The 22,476-nt window shown below is 74.3% G+C and carries 22 protein-coding genes and 1 pseudogene; 11 read left to right on the top strand and 12 right to left on the bottom strand.

Annotated elements, in window-relative coordinates; translation table 11 throughout:
• Positions 1 to 129: 129 nt before the first annotated feature.
• Positions 130 to 642 carry an O-acetyl-ADP-ribose deacetylase gene (locus tag F7P10_RS13540; protein WP_151009661.1) on the top strand — a complete coding sequence of 171 codons (513 nt, stop codon included), beginning with the start codon at positions 130 to 132 and terminating at the stop codon, positions 640 to 642.
• On the opposite strand, the gene F7P10_RS13535 is transcribed toward F7P10_RS13540, so the two are convergent.
• The 3 genes from F7P10_RS13535 to F7P10_RS13525 form a co-directional block, all read right to left on the bottom strand.
• The gene (locus tag F7P10_RS13535; protein ID WP_151009660.1) at positions 639 to 1,136 is read right to left on the bottom strand and encodes a universal stress protein; all 498 of its coding nucleotides are present in this window, start codon (positions 1,134 to 1,136) and stop codon (positions 639 to 641) included. The two genes, F7P10_RS13540 and F7P10_RS13535, sit on opposite strands and share 4 nt — an antisense overlap.
• A 71-nt stretch (positions 1,137 to 1,207) precedes the next feature.
• Complete coding sequence (locus tag F7P10_RS13530) at positions 1,208 to 1,999, bottom strand: TIGR03084 family metal-binding protein (protein WP_151009659.1); 792 nt, start codon at positions 1,997 to 1,999, stop codon at positions 1,208 to 1,210.
• Between the two features lie 7 nt (positions 2,000 to 2,006).
• Positions 2,007 to 3,668 carry an AMP-binding protein gene (locus tag F7P10_RS13525; protein WP_151009658.1) on the bottom strand — a complete coding sequence of 554 codons (1,662 nt, stop codon included), beginning with the start codon at positions 3,666 to 3,668 and terminating at the stop codon, positions 2,007 to 2,009.
• Between the two features lie 98 nt (positions 3,669 to 3,766).
• Between F7P10_RS13525 and F7P10_RS13520 the strand changes: the two genes are divergently transcribed.
• The gene (locus tag F7P10_RS13520; protein ID WP_151009657.1) at positions 3,767 to 4,594 is read left to right on the top strand and encodes a class I SAM-dependent methyltransferase; all 828 of its coding nucleotides are present in this window, start codon (positions 3,767 to 3,769) and stop codon (positions 4,592 to 4,594) included.
• A 36-nt stretch (positions 4,595 to 4,630) separates the two neighbouring features.
• On the opposite strand, the gene F7P10_RS13515 is transcribed toward F7P10_RS13520, so the two are convergent.
• Positions 4,631 to 5,395, bottom strand: a complete 765-nt coding sequence (locus tag F7P10_RS13515) for an SDR family NAD(P)-dependent oxidoreductase (RefSeq protein ID WP_151009656.1) — start codon at positions 5,393 to 5,395, stop codon at positions 4,631 to 4,633.
• 134 nt (positions 5,396 to 5,529) lie between these two features.
• Here F7P10_RS13515 and mshA point away from each other — a divergent pair, with 134 nt between their 5' ends.
• The 5 genes from mshA to F7P10_RS13490 all read left to right on the top strand — a co-directional run bounded on the left by mshA (position 5,530) and on the right by F7P10_RS13490 (position 9,688).
• Positions 5,530 to 6,816: a D-inositol-3-phosphate glycosyltransferase gene (gene mshA / locus F7P10_RS13510; RefSeq protein WP_151009655.1), complete on the top strand. Its 1,287-nt coding sequence runs from the start codon at positions 5,530 to 5,532 to the stop codon at positions 6,814 to 6,816.
• Positions 6,817 to 6,863: 47 nt separating this feature from the next.
• Positions 6,864 to 7,355: a YbjN domain-containing protein gene (locus F7P10_RS13505; RefSeq protein ID WP_151009654.1), complete on the top strand. Its 492-nt coding sequence runs from the start codon at positions 6,864 to 6,866 to the stop codon at positions 7,353 to 7,355.
• A 26-nt stretch (positions 7,356 to 7,381) separates the two neighbouring features.
• Positions 7,382 to 8,245: a phosphoglyceromutase gene (locus tag F7P10_RS13500; protein WP_151009653.1), complete on the top strand. Its 864-nt coding sequence runs from the start codon at positions 7,382 to 7,384 to the stop codon at positions 8,243 to 8,245.
• A 311-nt stretch (positions 8,246 to 8,556) separates the two neighbouring features.
• On the top strand, positions 8,557 to 9,021 hold the full coding sequence (locus F7P10_RS13495; protein WP_151009652.1) for a hypothetical protein: 465 nt from the start codon (positions 8,557 to 8,559) through the stop codon (positions 9,019 to 9,021).
• Positions 9,022 to 9,073: 52 nt separating this feature from the next.
• The gene (locus F7P10_RS13490; protein ID WP_254716591.1) at positions 9,074 to 9,688 is read left to right on the top strand and encodes a class F sortase; all 615 of its coding nucleotides are present in this window, start codon (positions 9,074 to 9,076) and stop codon (positions 9,686 to 9,688) included.
• Position 9,689: 1 nt separating this feature from the next.
• Here F7P10_RS13490 and F7P10_RS13485 read toward each other — a convergent pair whose 3' ends face one another.
• The 4 genes and pseudogenes from F7P10_RS13485 to phoU all read right to left on the bottom strand — a co-directional run bounded on the left by F7P10_RS13485 (position 9,690) and on the right by phoU (position 14,856).
• Positions 9,690 to 10,547 (bottom strand): hypothetical protein, encoded by an 858-nt coding sequence (locus F7P10_RS13485; RefSeq protein WP_151009650.1) that lies wholly within the window; start codon positions 10,545 to 10,547, stop codon positions 9,690 to 9,692.
• A 20-nt stretch (positions 10,548 to 10,567) separates the two neighbouring features.
• Positions 10,568 to 11,932 carry a serine/threonine-protein kinase gene (locus F7P10_RS42295; RefSeq protein WP_218040487.1) on the bottom strand — a complete coding sequence of 455 codons (1,365 nt, stop codon included), beginning with the start codon at positions 11,930 to 11,932 and terminating at the stop codon, positions 10,568 to 10,570.
• The gene (locus tag F7P10_RS13475; protein ID WP_151009649.1) at positions 11,919 to 14,054 is read right to left on the bottom strand and encodes a PQQ-binding-like beta-propeller repeat protein; all 2,136 of its coding nucleotides are present in this window, start codon (positions 14,052 to 14,054) and stop codon (positions 11,919 to 11,921) included. The genes F7P10_RS42295 and F7P10_RS13475 overlap by 14 nt, the downstream gene beginning before the upstream one ends.
• 131 nt (positions 14,055 to 14,185) lie before the next feature.
• Positions 14,186 to 14,856, bottom strand: a pseudogene (gene phoU, locus F7P10_RS13470) (phosphate signaling complex protein PhoU).
• A 180-nt stretch (positions 14,857 to 15,036) separates the two neighbouring features.
• On the opposite strand from phoU, the gene F7P10_RS13465 reads away from it, so the two are divergent.
• Positions 15,037 to 16,218: a cell wall metabolism sensor histidine kinase WalK gene (locus F7P10_RS13465; protein ID WP_151009648.1), complete on the top strand. Its 1,182-nt coding sequence runs from the start codon at positions 15,037 to 15,039 to the stop codon at positions 16,216 to 16,218.
• The gene (locus F7P10_RS13460; protein ID WP_151009647.1) at positions 16,215 to 16,895 is read left to right on the top strand and encodes a response regulator transcription factor; all 681 of its coding nucleotides are present in this window, start codon (positions 16,215 to 16,217) and stop codon (positions 16,893 to 16,895) included. Before F7P10_RS13465 ends, F7P10_RS13460 begins: the two co-directional genes overlap by 4 nt.
• A gap of 255 nt (positions 16,896 to 17,150) precedes the next feature.
• Here the strand turns inward: F7P10_RS13460 and F7P10_RS13455 are convergent, their stop codons facing one another.
• Complete coding sequence (locus tag F7P10_RS13455) at positions 17,151 to 18,062, bottom strand: hypothetical protein (RefSeq protein ID WP_151009646.1); 912 nt, start codon at positions 18,060 to 18,062, stop codon at positions 17,151 to 17,153.
• Between the two features lie 152 nt (positions 18,063 to 18,214).
• Positions 18,215 to 18,961, bottom strand: coding sequence for a hypothetical protein (locus tag F7P10_RS13450; RefSeq protein WP_151009645.1), 747 nt, complete (start codon positions 18,959 to 18,961; stop codon positions 18,215 to 18,217).
• A gap of 385 nt (positions 18,962 to 19,346) precedes the next feature.
• On the opposite strand from F7P10_RS13450, the gene F7P10_RS13445 reads away from it, so the two are divergent.
• Together F7P10_RS13445 and ispF are read left to right on the top strand one after the other, a co-directional pair.
• Positions 19,347 to 19,829: a CarD family transcriptional regulator gene (locus F7P10_RS13445; RefSeq protein WP_151009644.1), complete on the top strand. Its 483-nt coding sequence runs from the start codon at positions 19,347 to 19,349 to the stop codon at positions 19,827 to 19,829.
• 22 nt (positions 19,830 to 19,851) lie between these two features.
• Positions 19,852 to 20,319 (top strand): 2-C-methyl-D-erythritol 2,4-cyclodiphosphate synthase, encoded by a 468-nt coding sequence (gene ispF / locus F7P10_RS13440; protein ID WP_218040486.1) that lies wholly within the window; start codon positions 19,852 to 19,854, stop codon positions 20,317 to 20,319.
• Here the strand turns inward: ispF and fahA are convergent, their stop codons facing one another.
• Both fahA and F7P10_RS13430 read right to left on the bottom strand, forming a co-directional pair.
• The gene (fahA, locus tag F7P10_RS13435; RefSeq protein WP_151009642.1) at positions 20,320 to 21,531 is read right to left on the bottom strand and encodes a fumarylacetoacetase; all 1,212 of its coding nucleotides are present in this window, start codon (positions 21,529 to 21,531) and stop codon (positions 20,320 to 20,322) included.
• Positions 21,528 to 22,235, bottom strand: coding sequence for a hypothetical protein (locus F7P10_RS13430; RefSeq protein ID WP_151009641.1), 708 nt, complete (start codon positions 22,233 to 22,235; stop codon positions 21,528 to 21,530). Before F7P10_RS13430 ends, fahA begins: the two co-directional genes overlap by 4 nt.
• Positions 22,236 to 22,476: the final 241 nt, after the last annotated feature.

Here is a 22,476-nt window from a genome sequence, read left to right as displayed (position 1 = left end):
CGGTTCCGCCCCCGTTGCCCGTCCGCCACCGAGGGTACCGCCGCGGAGCGTTCCGGTGCGTTTCGCGCACCGGGCGGGGGAGAATTCTTCAGTTCTGGCGGGATTCTCAGAGCGGAGGGCGCGGCGAACATGGAGATCACCCTGGTCCTGGGCGACATCACGGAGGAGCGCGTCGACGCGGTGGTGAACGCGGCGAACTCGTCCCTGCTCGGCGGGGGCGGCGTCGACGGGGCCATCCACCGCAGAGGGGGGCCGGAGATCCTGGACGAGTGCCGCAAGCTGCGCGCCTCCCACTACGGCGGCGGGCTCCCCACCGGCCAGGCCGTCGCGACGACCGCCGGGCGGCTCCCCGCCCGCTGGGTGATCCACACCGTCGGCCCCGTCTACTCCGCCACCGAGGACCGCACCGGCCGGCTCGTCTCCTGCTACCGCGAGTCGCTGCGCGTCGCCGACGAGCTCGAGGCGCGCTCCGTCGCGTTCCCGGCCGTGTCGGCGGGCGTCTACGGCTGGCCGATGGACGACGCCGCGCGCGTCGCCGTCGACACCGTGCGGAGCACCCCCACGCAGGTCACCGACGCCCGGTTCGTCCTGTTCGGCGAGGACGCGTACGCGGCGTTCGCCCGCGCGGTCGACGCGTCCTAGCCCTCCCCGCCGTCCTTCCCGCCGTCCTTGTCCGCCGTCTTGGCGGGCGGGACGATGAGGACGGGCCGGTTCACGTGGTGCAGGACGCGCGTCGAGGTGCTGCCGAGCAGCACCGACCGGGCGCCGGACAGCCCGCGCGACCCGGTGACGACGAGGGACGCGTCGATCTCCGTGGCGACGTCCACGATCGCCGCCCAGGTCGGCCCGCCGCTGCGCTCGGCGCGCGGCGTCACGTCGGGCAGCCCGGCGGCGGCGGCGAACTCGGCGCCCTTGGTGGCGAGCAGCTCCGCCTGCCGCTGCTCCTCGAACTCGGTGCGGCCGCCCGTCTGCATGACGGTCGGGGCGGCGGCCGCGATCGGCGCCCAGGAGATCTGGCTGAGCAGCGGCTCCCAGACGGACAGGATCACGGCCGGCTCGGGCCGCAGGTGGCGCGCGGCGTACTCGACCGCCGCGCGGGAGTCGTCGGAACCGTCGAAGGCGATGAGAACGGTCATACCGTCCCCGTATCCGCAGAGAACGGTTCCGAACGCCCGTGCCGCCGGAAGTGGCGAGCCTCTCAGGACCGTCAGGCGCCATCGCGCGGCTTCGGGTCGGCGCCCGGCGCGCCCGCGAACGCCTGCGCGATGCCGAGCCAGCGGTCCGCGTCCGGCCCGTCCGCCGTCACGGCCAGGTCGTCGCGGTGCCGCCGCCGCGCCACCAGCAGGCAGAAGTCCAGCGCCGGGCCCCGGACGGACTGCCGCGCGCCCTCCGGTCCCCACGTCCACGCCTCGCCGGACGGCCCCGTCAGCTCCACCCGGAACTCCTCGGCGGGCGGGGTCAGCCCGCGGGTGCCGAACGCGAAGTCGCGCGTCCGGACGCCGATGTGCGCGACGTGCCGGAGCCGGTGCGTCGGCTCGCGCCGTACGCCGAGCGCCTCGGCGACGTCCTCGCCGTGCGCCCACGTCTCCATCAGCCGGGCCGTCGCCATGGTCGCCGCGCCCATCGGCGGGCCGAACCACGGCAGCTTCGTGCCGGACGGGACGGCGGCGAGGGCCGCGTGCATGCGGCGGCGGCCGTCCCGCCAGCGGGCGAGCAGCGCCGCCGGGTCCTCGGCGGGCCCCCGGGCGGCGCCCTCCTCGATGAAGCCGCCGGGGTCGGCGATCGCGGCCTCCAGCAGCGCGGGGAACGCGTCCGGGTCGGTCGCGGCGACGATCGCCTGGTCGTCGGTCCAGGCCAGGTGGGCGATCTGGTGGGCGATCGTCCAGCCCGCGGCGGGCGTCGGATCGGCCCACCGGGCGGCGGGCAGGGGCGCGACGAGGGCGTCCAGGGAGTCGTTCTCGGCGGTCAGGTCGGCGAGCAGCGCGTTCACATCCGGCATTCCGCCACTATTGCCCGGTCGCGCCGGGGCGGTCGATGGCGGCCTCCGACAATTCCCGGGCCGCCGCGTAGTCGGCCTTCCCGTTCGGCAGCCGCAGCGTCCGTCCGGTACGCACGAACGCCTTCGGGATCTTGTAGCGGGCGAGGTGCGCGGCGCAGCCGTCCCGCAGCGCGGCGTCGTCCGGGGCGTCCGCCGGGCCGATCACGGCGACGATCTCGCTGCCCCAGCGCTCGCTCGGCCGCCCCAGCACCAGCGCGTCCGCGACGCCCGGCAGGCCGCGCAGCACCGTCTCCACCTCCTCGGCGAACACCTTCTCGCCGCCGGTGTTGATCGTCGTCGCGTCCCGGCCGTGCACCTCGACCGTCCCGTCCGCGAGCAGCCGCGCCCGGTCGCCCGGCACGACGAGCCGGTCGCCGTCCACGGTCAGGAACGTCGCGGCCGTCTTCTCCGCCGCGTTCAGGTACCCGAGCGGGATCGAGGCGCCGCCCTTGGCGAGCCAGCCCAGCTCGTCCTCGCCGGGCGCGAGGCGGCGCGTCCGGTCCGCGCTCAGCACGGCCGCGCCCGGCTGCAGCGCGAACGCCGGCGAGTCCGCGCCGTGCGCGGTCACCGAGAAGCCGCTCTCGGACGAGCCGAGGACGTCCACCAGGTGCGCGCCCGGCAGCAGTTCGGTCAGCCGCCGCTTGACCCCCGGGCTGATCCCGGCCGCCGAGTTCAGCAGCGTCCGCAGGGACGACAGGTCGCGGGGACGGCGCTCCAGCGCCGCGACGATCGGGCGCGCGAACGCGTCCCCGACGATCGGCATCCGGGTCGCGCGCTCCCGCTCGGCGACGTCCAGCAGGTCGCCCGCGTCCAGCCCGTCCACCCGGTGCGGGAAGATCACGCACGCGCCGCCGCACCAGCCGCCGAGCGCCGACCAGGTCCCGCCGCCGTGCATCATCGGCGGCGCCACCAGCACCCGGTGCCCGCCCCGGACGGCCCGCGCCACCGCCTCGTCCAGGTCGGCGAGCGGCGAGCCGTCGCGGCGGCGCATGCCGAGCGGGCCGTGCAGCAGGTCGCCGATCCGCCACAGCACGCCCTTCGGCATGCCCGTCGTGCCGCCCGTGTAGAGGATCTGCAGGTCGCCCGCGCCGGGACGGACGCCGGCGGGCGGCTCGGCGGGCGCGGCGGCGAGCGCCTCGTCGTAGTCGAGCGCGCCCGGCGCGAGCGGCGTCCCGGAGTCGTCGGCGACCTGGAGCAGCAGCGGCGCCCCGTCCAGCCGCTTCACCACCCGCTCGACCTGCCCCGCGAACCGCGCGTGGTACAGGATCGCGCGCGGGCGGGCGTCGCCGAACAGCTGCGCCAGCTCGTCGTCCACGTACCGGTAGTTGACGTTGAACGGGGCGACCCGGGCCTTGTGCGCGCCGACCAGGCCCTCCAGGTACTCGGGGCCGTTGTGCAGGTAGAGCGCGAGATGGTCGTGCGGCGACTCCCACGCCTCGTGCGTCCCGTCCCGGCGGCCGAGCCCGTGCGCGTGCAGGACGTTCGCGAGCCGCCGCGTCCGGTCGGTGACCTCGCGCCAGGTCATCCGGCGGTCGCGCCACACCAGGCATTCCCGGTCGGGGATCGCGGCGGCGATGGCCTCGTGCAGGGTCGCGAGGTCGAGCTGCGGCGCGTCGGGCCTCTGGGGCATCGGCGGTCCTCCGGGAAGGTCGGTGGGGCACCCGGCATCACCGTAACCCAATGCTTACCGAATCTCATTCGGCAGGGTGGGCGCGAGACGATGGACCGATGGCCCGACCGCAGCAGCCGGCGCGCAAGCCGCAGGGGGAAGTGACGCGCGGCACCACCGCGCCCAACCGGCTCCGCCGCATCGACCGCTGGATCGCCGCCACCCAGACCCCCGCGCTCCGTTCGGACGTCCGGCCGCTCGCCGTCGACCTCGGCTACGGCGCGTCCCCCGTCACCACCTTCGAGCTCTACACCCGGCTCCGCGCCGTCGCGCCCCGGCTGGACGTCGTCGGCATCGAGATCGAACCCGACCGGGTCGCCGCCGGGCTCGACTTCCTCGCCGCCACCGGACCGCACGAGGGCCTGTCGTTCCGCCGCGGCGGCTTCGAGCTGCCGGTGCCCCGCCCGCCCGTCCTCGTCCGCGCCCTCAACGTCCTGCGCCAGTACGACGAACCCGCCGCGTGGCGCGCCTGGGACGAGCTGCGCGACCGGCTCGCGCCGCGCGGCGTCCTCGTCGAGGGCACCTGCTCGGAGACCGGGCGCCGCGCCGTGTGGGTCGCCCTCGACCGCGACGGCCCCCGCACGATCACGTTCGCCGCGCACCTGCCGTCCCTCGACCGCCCGTCGTCGCTCGCCGAGCGGCTGCCGAAGACGCTGATCCACCGCAACGTCCCCGGCGAGCCCGTCCACGCGCTGCTCACCGCGTTCGACCGCGCCTGGGCGACCGCCGCGCCGCACTCGGCGTTCGGGCCGCGCGCCCGCTGGATCGAGGCGGTGCGGCTGCTCGCGGGCACGCACCCCGTGCTGACCGCGCCGCCCTTCGGCGGCCGCCGCCGCTGGCGCCTCGGCGAGGTCACCCTGCCCTGGACGGCCGTCGCGCCCCGCTGACCCTGCCCGCTGACCCTGCCCGCTGACCCGGCCCGCTCAGCCCTCGCGGTGCAGCTTGTGCGGGGCCGCCTGGACGCGCGGCTGCACGTCGATGCGGTCGATGTTCACGTGCGGGGGACGGGTGACCGCCCACGCCACGCAGTCGGCGATGTCCTCGGCCACCAGCGGCTCCGGCACCCCCGCGTACGGCTTGGCGGCCTTCTCGGCGTCGCCCTTGAACCGGACGAGCGAGAACTCCTCGGTCTTCACCAGGCCCGGCGCCACCTCGGTGACCCGCACCGGCTCGGCGACCAGCTCCAGCCGCATGACCTCGTTCACCGCGTACGCGCCGAACTTGGCCGCGTTGTAGCCCGCGCCGCCCTCGTAGGGGTCGTGCGCCGCGATCGAGGTGATGTTCACGACGTGCCCCTCGCCGCTCCCGACCAGCCCCGGCAGCAGCGCCTTGGTGACCCGGACGAGGCCCAGCACGTTCGTCTCGTACATCGCGCGCCAGTCGTCCAGGTCGGCGGTCGCGACGGTGTCCAGCCCGAACGCCCCGCCCGCGTTGTTCACCAGGACGTGGCAGCCGCCGGCCACCGCCTCCGCGAGCCCGTCCACCGACTCCTGCGACGTCACGTCGAGCCTCACCGGCGCGATCCTCCCCGCGCCCGGTACCTCACGCGCGATCTCCTCCGCCAGGTCGTCCAGCCGGTCCCGGCGCCGCGCCGCGAGGACGACGTTGAACCCCTCCGCCGCCAGGCGCCTGGCCGTGGCGGCCCCGATTCCGCTGCTCGCTCCGGTCACTACCGCGGTCTTTCGCATGCGTCCAGCCTCCCAGGTGCCCCCCGGCCGGTTCCCGGTGAGGTCGATCACTGTCGGAGAATGTCGCAATTGGAGACCATCTTCGGGGAACACCCGGCGCGGTCGATAGGTTGCACTACCGGAGGTGGTGTCCGGTGCCGCGTCGTATCAACCGGGTTGCGACGATAAGTCTTCATACGTCCCCGCTCGATCAGCCGGGGACGGGCGACGCGGGCGGCATGAACGTCTACGTCGTGGAGACCGCCAAGCGTCTCGCCGAACGCGGCGTCGAGGTCGACATCTTCACCCGCGCCACCTCCCGTGCCCTCCCGCCCGTCGCCGAACTCGCGCCCGGCGTCCTCGTCCGGCACGTCGTCGCCGGGCCCTTCGAGGAGCTCGACAAGACCGACCTCGCCCGCCACCTGTGCGGGTTCACCTCCGGCATCCTGCGCGTCGAGGCCGCCCACGAACCCGGCCACTACGACCTCCTGCACACGCATTACTGGCTGTCCGGCCAGGCCGGGCAGACGGCCAAGCGCCGCTGGGGCGTCCCGCTCGTCCACTCGATGCACACGATGGCCAAGGTCAAGAACGCCGCGCTCGCGGGCGGAGACAAGCCCGAACCGGACGCCCGCGTCCACGGCGAGGAACAGGTCGTCGCGTCCTCCGACCAGCTCGTCGCCAACACCGGCAAGGAGGCCCGCGAGCTCGTCGACCTCTACGCCGCCGACCCCGCCCGCGTCGCCACCGTCCGCCCCGGCGCCGACCTCGACCTCTTCCGGCCCGAGCCGTTCCCGCCCCGCGAGGGCACCGCGCGCCGCCGCCTCGGCCTGCCCCGCGACGCCTACGTCCTGCTCTTCGTCGGCCGCATCCAGCCGCTCAAGGCGCCCGACGTGCTGCTGCGCGCCGCCGCCCGCATGCTGCGCGACGACCCCGCGCTCCGCTCCCGGCTCGTCGTCGCCGTCGTCGGCGGCCCGTCCGGATCCGCCCGCTGCCGCCCCGAGGGACTGCAGTCGCTCGCCGCCGAACTCGGGATCTCCGACGTCGTCCGGTTCGAGCCCCCGGCGCCGCAGACCGAACTCGCCGACTGGTACCGCGCGGCGGACGTCACCGTCGTCCCGTCGCACTCCGAGTCGTTCGGCCTCGTCGCCGTCGAGTCGCAGGCGTGCGGCACGCCCGTCGTCGCGTCCCGCGTCGGCGGCCTGTGCACCGCCGTCGCCGACGGCGAGTCCGGCGTGCTGGTCGCCGGGCACGATCCGGCCGACTACGCGGCCGTCCTGCGCCGCCTCGCCGACCCCGCCCTGCACGCGCGCCTGTCCCGCGGCGCCGTCCGGCACGCCCGCGCGTTCGGCTGGGACGCCACCGTCGAGGCGCTCCTCGACGTGTATACCGGTGCCATGTCCCGCCCGCCCGCCCTCGCCCCCGCGCGGGCGACCGTGTGAACCGGGCGTGTGAACCGGACGACCGTGCGAACGAACCGGGAGACCGCATGAACTCCGTCGAGACCATCCGGCAGACGCTCCGGGCCGCCGAGCTGGAGTTCGACGAGCCGCGCCCGAACGCCTTCTTCGTCAAGCTGCCGGGCGAGCGCAAGCTCGCCACGATGACCTGGCTGATCGTCGGGGACCACAGCCTGCACGTCGAGGCGTTCTTCTGCCGCCGCCCCGACGAGAACCACGCCGAGTTCTACCGCTTCCTCCTCGAGAAGAACGGCCACATGTACGGCATGGGCTTCGCGCTCGACGACGTCGGCGACGTCCACCTCGTCGGGAGGCTGCCGCTCGCGTCCGTCAGCCCCGACGAGATCGACCGGCTGCTCGGCTGCGTCCTCACCTACTCGGACGAGAACTTCGACAAGGCCCTCGAGCGCGGCTTCAAGACCTCGATCCAGCGCGAATGGGACTGGCGCGTCAAGCGCGGCGAGAGCCTCGCCAACCTGCGGGCGTTCGCCTCCTTCGCGGACCCGGCGAACCGGACCTAGCCGACCGGGCCGATAAGCTCTGCACCATGGCGACCCTGGTATTGCTCCGGCACGGTGAAAGCGTCTGGAACGCCGAGGGCCTGTTCACCGGCTGGGTGGACGTGGACCTGTCGGCGAAGGGCGAGAGCGAGGCGACCCGCGGCGGCGACCTCCTCCTCGACGCGGACATCACCCCCGACGTCGTGCACACGTCCCTGCTCAAGCGCGCCATCCGCACCGCCAACATCGCGCTCGACGTGGCCGACCTGCTGTGGATCCCCGTCCGCCGCTCCTGGCGCCTCAACGAGCGCCACTACGGCGCGCTGCAGGGCAAGAACAAGGCCCAGACGCGGGAGCAGTACGGCGAAGAGAAGTTCACGACCTGGCGCCGCTCCTACGACACCCCGCCGCCGCCGATCAAGGACGGCGACCCCCTGTCGCAGGTCAACGACCTCCGCTACGCCGAGCTGCCGTCCGAGCTGATCCCGCGCAGCGAGTGCCTCGCCGACGTCATCGACCGCATGCTGCCGTACTGGTACGACTCGGTCGTCCCGGACCTCGCCGCGGGCAAGACCGTCCTCGTCGCGGCGCACGGCAACTCCCTGCGCGCCCTCGTCAAGCACCTCGACGACGTCTCCGACGAGGACATCGTCGGCCTCAACATCCCCACCGGCATCCCGCTCGTCTACGAGCTCGACGACGATTTCGCCCCGCTCAAGCGCGGCGGCGAGTACCTCGACCCGGCCGCCGCGAAGGCCGCCATCGAGGCCGTCAAGAACCAGGGCGCCGCGAAGAAGCCGGCCGGCGGCAAGGACGCCCCGAAGGCCCCGGCCGCCGCGAAGGCCGGGGACGCGAAGGCGCCCGGCAAGGACAAGCCGGAGAGCAAGGGCCGCCGCGGCCGCCGCAAGTAGGGCCCGCCGAAGCGATCCCGAAGGAGCCCGCCGTCCGGGAGGACGGCGGGCTCCTTCGTCTGCATATGTGGACACCAGTGAACTTGTGGGGATGCACTCCACTATTTCCGTCGCATCCGAAAAGTTATCGGCAAGGGCCTTGTGACTCTCAAAAAGGGGACGGCCGCAATGTCTGGACACGACCGTTATTGCGCCGCTACCGGTAACGATCTTTGTGCAACACTAATGCAGCATTGACCGCCTGACCGTTTTGTCTGGGCAGTTCCTCCGTGTTCGTAGATCGCGTACGACTCGACAGGAGGAAACCAGCAGTGCGACTCATTGGAACCGCGGTGCTCACGGCCGGAATGGGCCTGACCGCTCTCGGGGTCACCGGCCCCGCCCTGGCGTCCCAGCCCGCGGACGGCGACGGCGGCGGTGCCGCGCCGAAGACCTGCCGCTACGAGGTCACGCCGCGCGACGGCGTGAACGTCCGGAAGACCCCGCAGGGCACGAAGATCGGTGCGCTTCCCTACCGCCAGCACTTCACCGGCTCCTGCACGACCACCAAGAGCTACGTGCAGATCCTCGGCGGCACCGGCGTTCCGAAGAACCTCGTGAAGGGGTGGGTGTTCAGCCGCTACGTCAAGAAGATCCCGTCGGGCGGCGTGGGCACCGGTGGCGGTGGCACCGCCTCGACGCCGGACTACATGATGGCGGGCGCCGGCCTGGGCGCGATCGTCCTCGGCGGCGGCCTGGCCCTCTCGACGCGGCGCCGGGTCTCGGCGGGCCGCTGACCGCATGAGGCAAGGCAGCAGCGGCGGCCACTCCCGTCATCTGCGACAGGGGGTGGCCGCCCTCATCATCGGGGCCGGTGCCGTGCTGTGCGTCGCCGGTCTGCGGCCGGACGGCCCGGGCGCGCCGCCCCAGCCGCCGGCGGCCGTCGCGCCCGCACCGTCACCGCCCGCGTCCGCGCCCGTCCGCGCGCTGCCGCGCTCGTCCCCGGAACGCATCGAGATCCCCAAGGGGGACGTGCGCGCCCCGGTCACCGCGCTCGGCGTCGACGCCTCGGGCGAGCTGGAGGTCCCGCCGCTGAGCAGGGTCGACGAGACGGGCTGGTACGAGCACGGCCCGTCGCCCGGCGAGATCGGCGCGGCGGTGATCGTCGGCCACGTGGACTCCAAGACCGAGCCCGGCGTCTTCTACAAGCTCGGCGCCCTGCGGCCGGGCGACACTTTCCGCGTTCTCCGCGCGGACGGGACGAAGCCGGAATTCGAGGTCTACGACGTCGAACGTGCACCCAAGGACGATTTCCCCACCGACCGCGTGTACGGCCCCACCGGACGGCCCGAAGCCCGGCTGATCACCTGCGGCGGGAGTTTCGACCGCGACACCGGCCATTACTCGCAGAACGTTATCGTCTACGCGTACATGAGCCCCACGGACGAAAGCCGGACGACCTGAATCAGTTCGGGCGTTCGGGCGCCTCCAGGAGAAGGAGGTCCGACTGGACGAGCGTCGTGCGGACGAGCAGCGCGTCGATCAGGTTGTGGTTGAGCGCGTTGCCGATCGGCGGCGGGATCTCCTCCTCGAGCAGGCCGGGGATCCGCGGGCTGAGCCGCTTGCGCACCTTCTCGACGACGCGCGCGACGCGCCGCCAGTTCCAGCCCGCGTCCGGCTGGACGCGGGCCATCTCCTCGGCGACCTGCACCCAGGTGAGCGGCGTCGGGTTGGGCGCCTGGGCGAGGTAGCGGCGGGCCAGGGCGACGAGGACGAGGTGTTCGACCTCGCTCTCCAGGCCGCGGCCGTCCAGCAGCGCCTCCCGGTCGTCCGGCGTCACGACGTCGCGGTCCGCGGTTCCGGCTTCGCAGAGTTCCGCGGCTCCGGTCCCCGGCGGGTCCGCGAGCCCCGAGCGGGGCCGGGCGGCGATCCGCGTCTCGAGGAGGTGCCTCTCGTCGGGGCCGAGGATGAACAGCGGCGTGTACTCCGCGGGGAGTTCGGCGTCCTGGCCGCCGAGCAGGAGCCGGTCGGGGAACCGGATCGGCAGCCTGCCCGAGTTGGACAGCACCCAGCGCGCGCCGTCGTGGCGGATGTAGCCGTGCCGGCGGCTGACGTGCTGGTCGGCCGCCCCGACGCAGACGTGGACGTCGGGCTTGCACCGCCCGAAGACGACGGTGAACCCCGCGTCCGGTGCGACGCGCATCCCGCCCTCCGGGCCCTGGACGAACAGGGTGCCGGGGGCCGCGGGCGGGATCCCGTGCGCCAGACCGCTCCCGCCCGCGGGCAGGAAATCGACCTTCCGCGCCGACGCCGCCAGAGTCATGGTTTCCGTCCCTTCCCGTCTCAGATGACGCCGCCGACGCTGCCCGTGCCGCCACCGCCGATGATCCCCGCCGGACCGGGACCGCCGTTCACCTCGGCCCTGTACCGGACGGTGCCGCCGCCGGTCTTCACCTCGAGCCGGTACTCGGTCCGCGGGACGTCGGCCGGGATGGGCACCGCCACGTCCCACGGCAGGTCGACGTTCTCGACCGTCGTGGACTCGCCGTTCACCGTGTACGTCAGCGACTCGACCTCGCCGTCGCCGGTGACGATGAGGCGGAGCCGCCCGGCGGGCGCGGGGGACGCCGTCGTGGCCGGGACGGTCGCGGACGGCGCCGCGGGCGCGGGCGTGCCCGCGGCGTCCGTCCCGGAGTCGCGACCCTGGAACCAGACGGCGGCCGAGACCCCGGCGACGGCGACGGCGACCGCGGCGGCCGCGGCGATCCCCGCCCGGCGGGGGAACCGGCGGCCGGCGGGGGACGGCGGCCGCTCGGCCTCGCGGGCGCGCCGCCCGATCTCCGCCGTGACGGCGGGCGGCCAGCCCGCCGCACCGGACGGTGGCTCGCCGATCCGCTCGGCGATCTGTGCGGCGGTGGGACGGCGGGACGGTTCGCGCTCCATGCAGCCGGCGATCAGCGCCCGCAGGTGCTCGTCGGGAACGCGGTCGAACCGCGGCCGTTCGGACCGCAGGCGGAGCAGCTGCTCGTGCCACGTCCCGCCGCCGAACGGCTCCCGGCCGGTGCACGCGAACATCAGCGTCGCGCCGAGCGTGAAGACGTCGCTGGGCGGCCCGATCGGATCCCCGGCGGCCTGCTCGGGCGACATGAAGCCCGGCGCGCCGAGCGGCGCCTCGGAGTTCGTGATCGTGGCGGCGTCCAGCGCGCGGGCGATCCCGAAGTCGATCACGCGCGGGCCGTCCGCCGCCAGCAGGATGTTCGCGGGCGTCAGGTCCCGGTGCACGATCCCGGCGCCGTGGATCTCGACGAGCGCCTCCGCCACCCCCGCCGCCAGGTACCGGACGGCGTCCGGCGGCAGCGCCCCGGACGACCGGACGGCGTCGCGCAGCGGCACCGAGGGCAGGAACGCCGTCGCCAGCCAGGGCGCCGGGGCGTCCGGGGCGGCGTCGAGCACCGGCGCGGTGAACCCGCCGCCGACCGTCCCGGACAGCTCCACCTCGCGCCGGAACCGTTCCCGGAACCGCTCGTCGGCGGCGAACTCCGGGTGCACGACCTTGACCGCCACGGCGCGTCCGGCGGCGGACCGTCCCAGGTAGACGGTGCCCATGCCGCCGGAGCCGAGACGGGCGAGGAGCCGGTACGCGCGCGGCGCGTCCCCGCCTCCCGAGGTCTCGACCGAGCGCGGGTCGCCGGGCTCAAGAGCCTGCACGTGATCCTCCGGGGGAGTCCGGCGGGGAGTCCGGCGGGGAGTCCGGCGGGGCGATCGCCCGGACGTGCCCGTCCACGGTGACGACGCACACCAGCCCGGCGGCGGTCGCGGGGGGAACGAGCCGGACCTTCTCCGCCTCGTAGGTCCAGCGGACCCGGCCGTCGGCCGCGCCCAATGCGTACAGTGTGCCGTCCCTGCACGCTGCGTACAAGATCTCTCCGTCGAGGCACAGCCCGGTGGACCGGCGCCGGGGATCGTCCGGCAGCCGCGCGACCCGTCGCGACCAGACGGTGTTCCCGGTGCCCGCGTCGAGCGCGAGGACCTCGCCGTCCGTCCCCTCGAGGTACACGTGTCCTTCGCCGAGGGGGCTCGACGGCGCGGTCGCGTTCCTCCGGTTCCAGACGGGACGCCCGTCGGCGCCCCGCAGCGCGTGCAGCGTCCCGAGCCGGTCCCAGGCGAAGACCAGCCCCCGGCCGATCACCAGGAAGTCGCCGAGGGCCATCCTGCGGTTCCACCTGCGCTCGCCGGTGGCGGCGTCCAGCGCCGTGAGGTCGGTGGACGACGCCCCCACCACGAGGCCCTCGCCGACGGCGATCGCGTGCAGCGCGTCGAGCGGACCGGACGTCCAGCGCCGCTTCCCGTCGTCCCCGCCCAGCGCGCGGATCCGTTCGCGCTCGTCGGGGAGGCTCGGTCGCGTGGCGAAGCAGACCAGCCGTTCGGACGCCGCCAGTGGATCGTTGCGCTCCTCGAACGCGAGATCGTACGTCCACCGGGTGTCGTCGGAGGAGGTCCGGACGGCGCGCAGCCGCTGCCCCTTGTTCTCCACCAGGATCACGGTTCCACCGGCGATCGGGTTGGTCATCTCGGGGGTGACCGAGCGCTCCCAGAGCACCTCGCCGGTGCGCGGATCGAGCGCGTGAACGCTCCTGCGCTCGCCCTTTTCGGTGGTCGCCAGGATGGCGCCGTCGGTCGCTTCGAGGCCGTACAACTGCTCGGGGAGCCGCCGCCTCCAGCGCGGGACGCCCTGCGGCGGCGGCCCCGGCGGGTCCGCCGGATCGGGGGACCCGCCCGTCCCGCCATCGGCCGTCCCGCCGCCGACCGTCCCGACCGCGAGCGGGACGCTCGCCGCCGCGGCGGCGGTGAGCAGCCCGGCGCCGAGCCCCGCGATGACGGTCCGGCGGCCCGGCCGCCACGGCGCCGCGCGCGCCGCGTCCGCTGGGCCCGCCGCCGGGACGATCTCGGCGGTGCGGCGCTCGACCTCGGCGGCCACCGGAGCGGGCAGCCACCCGAGGCCCTGCAGGGACGGTTCGTCCGCGCCCGGCCGTCCGAGCGCGTCCAGGACCCCGGCGGCGGACGGGCGGGCCGCCGGGTCGAGCCGCAGGCACGCGGCGAGCAGGTCGCGCGGCCACGGTCCGGCCGGGATCGCCCCGAGGTCCGGTTCGCCGGTCAGCACCCGCAGGTGCCGGGCGCGCACCGGGCCCGTCCCGAACGGTTCGACGCCCGACGCCGCGTACGCGAGCGTCGCGCCGAGCGCGAACACGTCGCCGGGCGGGCCGACGCGCTCGCCCCGCACCTGCTCGGGGCCCATGTACCCGGCCGTGCCGATGGGCGCGCCCGCGCGGGTGATGGCGGTGGCGCCGTCCGGCCGCGCGATGCCGAAGTCGATCACCCGCGGGCCGTCCGCCGTCAGCAGCACGTTGCCCGGCTTGAGGTCGCGGTGGACGAGGCCGCCGCGGTGGATCGCCGCGAGCGCCTCGGCGAGCCCGACGGCGAGCGCGCGCAGCGCGTCCGGCGGCAGCGGCCCGAACCCCGCGACCGCCTCCCGCAGCGACGGGCCCGGCAGGTACGCGGTGGCGAGCCAGGGCGTGGCGGCGTCCGGGTCGGCGTCCAGCACCGGCGCGGTGAACGCGCCGGCGACCGCGCGGGCGGCGTCGACCTCGCGGCGGAACCGGGCCCGGTAGCGGGCCTCGCCGACGAAGCGGCGGTGCACGACCTTGACCGCGACCGGCCGCCCGCCGCGCGACCGTCCCAGGTAGACGACGCCCATCCCGCCGGCGCCGAGCCGGGCCGCGATCCGGTAGGGGCCGATCGCGCGCGGATCGTCCGGCTGCAGCGGCTCCACCCGCGCTGACCCTCCGTGCGTGGTCGGATTCGGCTACGAAAGGGTAACGGCCCCCGGAGCCGCCCGCGCGGGCTTTTCCGGAGGCCGTTCCCTGTGCCGTGACCGGTTCGGTGACGTGTGCGGTGACCGGGTCAGGTGACGTCGGCGACGTCGTCGATCTCCTCGGGGCGCTGGCCCGTGACGAGGTAGACGACGTTCTCCGCGACGTGGACGGCGTGGTCGGCGAAACGCTCGAAGTACCGGCCCGCGAGGGTGATGTCGACGGCCGGCTCGACGCCGTGCTTCCACTTGGGGAGAGCAGCTTGTCGAACAGCCGCCGGTGCAGGCGGTCCATCTGGTCGTCGTCGGCGTCGAGCTCCAGGCCCATCTCGACGTCCTGGGAGGCGATCACGCTGCCCGCCTTGGCGATCATGCGCTCGGCGATCTGGCCCATCTCCAGGACGGTCGCCTGCAGCTCGGGCGGGACGGCCGGTTCCGGGTGGCGGCGGCGGGCGGTCTTCGCGATGTGGACGGCCAGGTCGCCCATCCGCTCGAGATCGCCGCTCATCCGCAGCGTGGTGATGAGGGTGCGCAGGTCGCCGGCGACCGGCTGCTGCCGCGCCATCAGGTCGAACACCGTCTGCTCGATCTCGGCGTCGATCTTGTTGACCTGGTCGTCGGCGCTGATGACCTCTTCCGACAGCCGCAGATCGGCGTCCAGGAGAGCGGTCACCGCGCGGGCCATCGCGGACCGGACGAGCCGCGTCATCTCGACCAGCTGGTCGCTGAGGGCGTCGAGCTCCTCGTGGTAGGCGTCGCGCAATTGGGATCCTCAGGGAGAAAACGTCGGAGGGTGGGGCGTGCTGGGCGCACCGGCCCACGCAATAGCATGCCCCACCAGCATGAATGTGTCCGTATAAGAAGGTGAACTTTCGGGGAACGACACCGTGTTGACCTGCACGTAGGGACTATTTGGGTTCGATGCCCGCTTAACATCCCTGGTGTGGAGGTCGAGATTGTCGCGAGCCTGGTCGGGCTTGCCGGGCTGGCCATCGGGCTCGCGACGGGATTGGCGGTGCGCGTGAGCGAGCGAGCCCAGCGGACGGCGGCCCCGGTGACGCCCGTGAGCGGAATGCCGCCCGGCATCGCGTCCGTGCTCAGCGTGCTGCGGTCCTCGGCCGTCGTCGTGGACGGCGAGGACCGGGTGCTGCGCGCCAGTTCGGCCGCCCGCGCGTTCGGCCTGGTCAGCGGTGACCGGCTCGTCGTCGACGAGCTGCTCGCGATGGCCCGCATGGTCCGCCGCGACGGCGAGATCCGCGAGACCGAGATACAGGTCGTCCCGTCCCGCATCCGCGGCCGCGCCGAGGGGCGCTGGTTCGCCGTGCGCGTCGCGCCGCTCGGCTCGCACGGGCTCGTCCTCGCCCTCGCCGAGGACCTCACCGACATGCGCCGCACCGAGGCGATCCGCCGCGACTTCGTCGCCAACGTGAGCCACGAGCTGAAGACGCCCGTCGGGGCGCTGTCGCTGCTCGCCGAGACCGTCGAGGGCGCCGCCGACGACCCCGAGGCCGTGCGCCGGTTCGCCGCGCGCATGCAGATCGAGTCCGTCCGGCTGAACAACCTGGTGCAGGACCTCATGACCCTCTCCCGGGTGCAGGGCGACGAGCCGCTGCCCGACCTCGAGCCGGTCCGGCTGGACGACGTCACCGCCGAGGCCGTCGACCGCTGCCAGATCAAGGCGTCCAGCAAGGAGATCGAGCTGGCCACCGGCGGCACCGAGGGCCTGCGGGTGCGCGGCGACACCGAACTGCTGACCACCGCGCTGCGCAACCTCGTCGACAACGCGGTCGCCTACAGCCCCGAACGCACCCGCGTCGTCGTGTCGACCCGCCGCCGCGACGACCGGTTCGTCGAGATCAACGTGACCGACCAGGGCATCGGCATCCCCGAGGCCGAAGTGGAGCGGATCTTCGAGCGGTTCTACCGGGTGGACCCGGCCCGCTCCCGGCAGACCGGCGGCACCGGCCTCGGTCTGGCCATCGTCAAGCACGTCACCAGCAAACACGGCGGGGACGTTACGGTGTGGAGCAAGGAGGGCTCCGGGTCGACGTTCACGATCCGGCTCCCGTTGCTCGACCCGCCCGTCCCCGCCGCCCTGAACACCGCCCGGGAGGCAACACCGTGACCCGCGTTCTCGTCGTTGAAGACGAGGAGTCCTACAGCGACGCATTGGCGTACAACCTGCGCAAGGAAGGGTTCGAGGTGGCGGTGGCCGCCTCCGGCCCGGACGCGCTGGACATCTTCGAGCGCAACGGTGCCGACCTCGTGCTGCTCGACCTGATGCTCCCCGGGCTGCCCGGCACCGAGGTCTGCCGGGAGCTGCGCACGAAGTCCAACGTCCCGGTGATCATGCTGACCGCCAAGGACAGCGAGGTCGACAAGGTCGTCGGGCTCGAGCTCGGCGCCGACGACTACGTCACCAAGCCGTACTCCCCGCGCGAGCTCATCGCCCGCATGCGGGCCGTCCTGCGCCGCCAGGGCGACGAGCCCGAGCCGGTCCCCGCGACGCTGGAGGCCGGCCCCGTCCGGATGGACGTCGAGCGGCACGTCGTGAGCGTCGGCGGCGAGGGCGTCCAGCTCCCGCTGAAGGAGTTCGAGCTCCTGGAGGTGCTGCTGCGCAACGCGGGCCGCGTGCTCACCCGCATGCAGCTCATCGACCGGGTGTGGGGCGCGGACTACGTCGGCGACACCAAGACCCTGGACGTCCACATCAAGCGGCTCCGCGCCAAGATCGAGGAGACGCCGTCCACGCCGCGCTACATCGTGACCGTGCGCGGCCTGGGCTACAAGTTCGAGCCCTGATCGGCCCCGGGTTCCCGCCCGGGGCTCCGGCCCCGGGCTCCGGCCCCGGGTTTTCCGACCGACGCGAAGAGGCCCGGACGGCGAGTGGATCGCCGTCCGGGCCTCTTCGCGCGTCTCGTCCGCCCGGTTCGAGGGGCGGTGTGGCGCGGTGTGCGGTGGTGCGGTGGTGCGGTGGTGCGGGCGTGCGATGGCGCGTGCCTGCGGGACCGGCGGCCGGACGCCCCGGAGGGCGCCCGCGCCGCGCGCGCTCGCCGGTCAGTGACCGCCCGCGGCGCCCTCACCGGCGGCCGGGGTCTCCGTGCCGCCCGGGGACTGCTCGGTGCCGGGGGACTCAGTGCCGCCGGGGGATTCCGTGCCGCCGGGGGTCTCCGTGCCATCCGGTGTCTGCCCGCCGCCCGGGCGCGGGGTCGGGCTGCCCTGCTGCGTCGGCTGCGCCGGGCTGGCCAGCGGGTACGTCGCGTACGCCTGCTCCCGCAGGACGAGCGGGACCTCCAGCTCGATCGCGCCCGCATTCCGGAACTGCAGGCGGACCGGCACCGGCTGCCCCGCGATCAGCTGCTGCTTGAGTCCCTGGAGGACCACCAGCGGGCGCGCCGTGCCGGTCGGCGGCGGCGACGCGGGCGGCTCGGCGGTGTTCTGCTCCGTCGGCGTCCCGGTCGGCGTGCCGGTGGGCGACTCGGTCGCGCCGGGGCCGGTGGGGTCCGGTGTCGGCGTCTGCCCGCCGCCCTGCCCGCCGCCGGGCTGCTGGGTCGGGCCCGGGGTCGGGGTGCCCTGGCCGAGCAGCTTCGCCACGCCGCCCTCGCCGTCCGGGCTCGCCCCCGGCAGGTCCAGCGAGCCGCCCTCGATCCGGGCGCCCGAGAACAGCGGCGAGCTGACCGAGACGAGCTCGTCGGCCTTGCCCTCGACCTGGTTGATCAGGAGGCCGTAGAGCGCCAGCGACGTACCGGCGGGCACGGACGAGGTCGGCTCGGGGCCGAGGAGGAACATGTTGCGGAGGGAGATCTGCGCGGCTCCGTCGGCGGGCAGCTGCGCGTTGATCCCCTCGGTGAGGCGCGTGGGCATCGCGCTCTGCGGTGTCTTGCCGGCGCCGCAGCCGGAGATCACCGGCGCGATGGCGACGGCGCCCGCGACGGCGAGCGTGACCACTCGACGGCTCTTACGGATCACGGCGTCGGACTCCTCGAGGAATATGGCGTTGAGATCGGAAGATCGGCGCGAGATGCGCCAGGGGAAGCGTAGCGATGCCAGGCCGCCGACCCCGCCTCGGGGTGCCGACACGCGCGCGTGCGCGTGTCATCCGTGCGCGTGTCATACGCGTGTCAGCCGACGGTGAGGTCCTTGATCTTCTGGTTCAGATCCGTGCCCGGATTCGGATCCGGAACCACATCGGCGACGATGCCGTCCGGTTTGACCAGGACCGCGGTGAGCGCGGTGCCGGGCTCCGGCGCGTACGCGGCGGCCAGCAGGCCCCGCTCGTCCTCGACGACCAGCGGTGCGCCCTGGTGCGCGGTGCCCGCGCACTTCTTGACGTCCTTCACCGCGACGGGCTCGCGGCCGTCGGCGGGACGCGGGTCGGCGACGAGCCAGAAGTTGAGCCGGGGCGCCGCGGTCTGCGCGGCGAGTTCGGCGATCAGCGCGCCGCAGCGGAAGCCCGGCGGGACGATGCCGATCACCCCGGGGCGCATCTCGCGCGTCGGCTTCGCCGTCCCGTCCGCCATCGTGACCGTGCCCGCGGGCAGCAGGCCGCCCTCCCGCCCGGCGCTCGCGGTCGGGTTCGGGGCGAGCCGCGCGGTCGTCGGGCGGGGCGCGGGCTGCGGGCCGAACGCCGTCATCAGCACCCCGCTGACCAGCGCCACCAGCAGCGCGCCCGCGATGAGCGGCACCGCGATGCCGAAGCGGGTGAACGGGCCGGTGATCCGGCGGAGCCGTGCCCGGCGCCGGCGGCGGCGCTCCTCGCGGCGGTAGGCGAGGACATCGCGGTCGAGTTCGCGGGCGTCGTCGGGCACCACGATGTCGACTCGCGGCAGCCCGTAGTCGTCCGGGTCGGGGTCGCCGTCCGACCTCACGCCAGCATCACCATCCTCGATCCGCCGGTGACCGTCGTCCGCCTTCCTCGGGAAATCGTGGTGTCCCGTTTTGGGCCCTTCCGGCGCTTCGTACCCGCGCCACGCGGCAGGCTCACCTTCCAGTATGGGGCGCTTGCGGGCGAAGCGCAGAACCCTTCCCGGCAAGGGTCTTGCCGTCCGCGCGGCCCGCCAGGTAAGGGCGTTCGGGCCGCGGCGGAGTCACCGGACGGACGCGCTCGGTGGGCGGAACAGGGGGCCGATGCACCATCAACGAGCTTTGTCAATGCTCCAATATGGCGGTTGACCTGCACATATGCTGCCAAGGTCGGTACGGCCTCGTTCGTTTCCGTGCTATCCTGGTTCTAGCGGAAGGGGTACTTGTCACATGACTTTCCAGGTCGGCGACACCGTCGTCTACCCCCACCACGGGGCTGCTCGGATCGAGGCCATCGAGACTCGCACCATCAAGGGTGAGGAAAAGACCTATCTGGTCTTGAAGGTCGACAAGGGCGACCTGACAGTACAGGTTCCGGTTGAGAACGTCGAGGACGTGGGTGTCCGTGACGTCGTCGGCCAGGAGGGTCTGGAGAAGGTGTTCGAGGTGCTGCGCGCACCCTACACCGAGGAGCCCACCAACTGGTCGCGCCGGTACAAGGCGAACCTTGAGAAGCTCGCGTCCGGTGACGTGAACAAGGTCGCGGAGGTCGTCCGCGACCTGTGGCGCCGGGACAGGGAGCGCGGCCTGTCGGCCGGTGAGAAGCGCATGCTCGCCAAGGCGCGGCAGATTCTGGTCAGCGAGCTGGCGCTCGCCGAGAAGACCAACGAGGACAAGGCCGAGGCGCTGCTCGACGAGGTCCTGGCCGGCTGAGTTGAGCGCACGGTTTCCCCGGGTGGGCGTCGGAGTCGACGTCCACCCGTTCTCGTCGGAGCCGCGCCCGCTGCGGGTCGCCGGGCTGGAATGGCCCGGCGAGGGCCACGGCCTCGCCGGGCACTCCGACGGGGACGTCGCCGCGCACGCCGCCTGCGACGCGCTGCTGTCCGCGTGCGGCCTCGGTGACCTCGGCGCCGTCTTCGGGACGGACGATCCCCGCTGGTCCGGCGCGTCCGGCGTGACGCTGCTGCGCGAGGTCGGGCGCCTCGTCGACGAGGCCGGGTACGACATCGGCAACGTCGCGATCCAGGTCATCGGCAACCGCCCGAAGATCGGCAGGCGGCGCGACGAGGCCGCCAAGACCCTCGCCGAGGCCCTCGCGGGCGCCGACGTGTCGATCTCGGCCACCACCACCGACGGGCTCGGGCTGACCGGCCGCGGCGAAGGACTCGCCGCCATCGCGAACGCCCTCGTCGTCCCGCGCTGATCACGGCGGCGGAAGCACCGTCCCGGAGACCTCGCCCAGCGAGATCGTCGCGCCGCCCGCACCCGGAGCCGACGCCCGCACGGTCACCGTGTCGCCGTCCTCCAGGAACGTCCGTTTCATGCCGTCCCCGAGTTCCAGCGGCTCGCGGCCGTTCCAGCCGAGTTCCAGCAGGCACCCGCGCTGCCCGCGCTCCGGACCCGACACCGTCCCGGACGCGAACAGGTCGCCCGTCCGCAGCGGCGCCCCGTTCACCGTCGCGTGCGCCAGCTGCTGCGGCGACGTCCAGTACATCGACGCGAACGGCGGACGCGCCGCCACCCGCCCGTTGATCAGCACCTCCAGCCGCAGGTCCAGCCCCCACGGCTCGTCGCACCGCAGGTAGGGCAGCGGCTCCGGATCCTGCGCCGGGGGCCGCACCCGCGCCGCCTCCAGCGCCGCGACCGGCACCACCCACGGCGAGACCGACGTCGCGAACGACTTGCTCAGGAACGGCCCGAGCGGCTGCGACTCCCACGCCTGCAGGTCCCGCGCGCTCCAGTCGTTCACCAGGACGAACCCGAACACGTGGTCGCGGAACGCCCACGTCGGCACGCCCCGTCCCGTCCCCGACGGCACCCCCGCCACGAACCCGACCTCCGCCTCGAAGTCCAGCCGCAGCGACGGCCCGAACGACGGCCCGTCCTCGCCCGCCGCCCGCTGCCCGGACGGCCGCACGATCGGGGTGCCCGACGGGAACACCGTCCCCGCGCGCCCGTGGTAGGCGACCGGCAGCCGCTTCCAGTTCGGCCCGAGCGGCTCCCGGTCCGGGCGGAACATCCGCCCCACGTTCGACGCGTGATGCTCGGACGAGTAGAAGTCGACGTAGTCCGCGACCTCGAACGGCCGCAGCAGCTCGACGTCCCGCACCGGCACCAGATGCGGCTCCACCCGTTCCCGGAACCCCGCGTCCGTCAGCAGCTCGACCAGCCTGTCGCGGTTCGCCCGCCATGCCGGGCGTCCCGAGGCCATGAAGGCGTTCAGCGAGCCCGAGGCGAACCGCCGCCGCCCGTCGATCAGCCCGTCCGCCGCCAGCCCGGCCAGATCCAGCACCCGGTCGCCGATCGCCACCCCGACGCGCGGCAACTCCCTCGGCCGCGAGAACACCCCGTACGGCAGGTTCGCGATGCCGAACCCGCCGTCCGCGGCGCTCTCCACCCACGATTCGGTCGTCATGGAGACAGGTGTTCCCCATTGCCGCGCGTTCTGACCGGCCCGCGATCATCGAGATCCCGCAGCAGCGCGGCCACATCCGGCACCGCGAACCCGACGAGCGCCCGCCGCACCGCCGCGGGCTCGCCGCGCCCGCCCGCCGCGCGTCCGGCCGCGAGCCGCAGCACCCGCAGGAGCAGGCCGGGCGACGACCGCTCGGCGGTGCACGTGAACGGCAGCCCGCGCTCCAGGCATGCCGGGACGAACTCGGACGCGTCCTCCGCCCGGAACTCGGCCCCGAGCGGCGCGCCCCGCGCCCGTGCCGCCGCGACCCGGTCGAGCGCCGCCCGCCGCCCGGCCCGGTACCGGACGCCGACGAACACCGGCGCGTCCCGGGGCAGCCGCGCGATCGCCACGGCCGCCGCCCGCGCCTGGTCGGCCCCCGGCGGCAGCGCGACGTGCACCGACGCGGGCCGCACCCGCGGCTCGCCGCGCACCCCGTCCAGGACGCGCGGCAGCACGTCCGTCCCGGCGTCGGCGACGACCGCGAGATCGAGCAGGTCCTCCGGCACCAGGTGGCGCCGCAGCTCACCGATCCGCGCGACCGGGCAGCGCAGCCGTCCGGTCGCCGGGCACGCGGCGAGCGCCCGGTACGCGCGCAGCACCTCGGCCACGGGCGCACCGGCCGAGTCGAGCGCGGCGTCGTCGACGAGCCGTTCGAACGACATGCCCGAGACCTACCCACGAGCCCGCCCGCCAACGAGCCCGGCCCGGCGCTCCTACCGGTCTGCGCCCCCCGAAGGCGCCGGGGCGAGGCGAGGGGGCGGCAGGGCGGGGCGTCCCGCGGGGTGCGGGGCGTCGTGCGGTCGTGCGGCCTGCGGTGTGCCCGAATCGGGGGTCAGGGACATGGGGCGGGGCGTGGGTGGTGTTGGCGTTCGCGCTGCAGCGGCGGCGAGCACAAGCCCGCCG

Source organism: Actinomadura sp. WMMB 499, from assembly GCF_008824145.1.
In the GTDB taxonomy this organism is placed as follows: domain Bacteria; phylum Actinomycetota; class Actinomycetes; order Streptosporangiales; family Streptosporangiaceae; genus Spirillospora.
This window is presented reverse-complemented; position numbering and strand designations above follow the sequence as displayed.

Bases quoted from the DNA above. Each gene is read 5' to 3' on its own strand.
- F7P10_RS13540 (WP_151009661.1), top strand. From the start codon at position 130: ATGGAGATCACCCTGGTCCTGGGCGACATCACGGAGGAGCGCGTCGAC.
- F7P10_RS13535 (WP_151009660.1), bottom strand. From the start codon at position 1,136: ATGACCGTTCTCATCGCCTTCGACGGTTCCGACGACTCCCGCGCGGCG.
- F7P10_RS13530 (WP_151009659.1), bottom strand. From the start codon at position 1,999: ATGCCGGATGTGAACGCGCTGCTCGCCGACCTGACCGCCGAGAACGAC.
- F7P10_RS13525 (WP_151009658.1), bottom strand. From the start codon at position 3,668: ATGCCCCAGAGGCCCGACGCGCCGCAGCTCGACCTCGCGACCCTGCAC.
- F7P10_RS13520 (WP_151009657.1), top strand. From the start codon at position 3,767: ATGGCCCGACCGCAGCAGCCGGCGCGCAAGCCGCAGGGGGAAGTGACG.
- F7P10_RS13515 (WP_151009656.1), bottom strand. From the start codon at position 5,395: ATGCGAAAGACCGCGGTAGTGACCGGAGCGAGCAGCGGAATCGGGGCC.
- F7P10_RS13505 (WP_151009654.1), top strand. From the start codon at position 6,864: ATGAACTCCGTCGAGACCATCCGGCAGACGCTCCGGGCCGCCGAGCTG.
- F7P10_RS13500 (WP_151009653.1), top strand. From the start codon at position 7,382: ATGGCGACCCTGGTATTGCTCCGGCACGGTGAAAGCGTCTGGAACGCC.
- F7P10_RS13485 (WP_151009650.1), bottom strand. From the start codon at position 10,547: ATGACTCTGGCGGCGTCGGCGCGGAAGGTCGATTTCCTGCCCGCGGGC.
- F7P10_RS13445 (WP_151009644.1), top strand. From the start codon at position 19,347: ATGACTTTCCAGGTCGGCGACACCGTCGTCTACCCCCACCACGGGGCT.
- fahA (WP_151009642.1), bottom strand. From the start codon at position 21,531: ATGACGACCGAATCGTGGGTGGAGAGCGCCGCGGACGGCGGGTTCGGC.
- F7P10_RS13430 (WP_151009641.1), bottom strand. From the start codon at position 22,235: ATGTCGTTCGAACGGCTCGTCGACGACGCCGCGCTCGACTCGGCCGGT.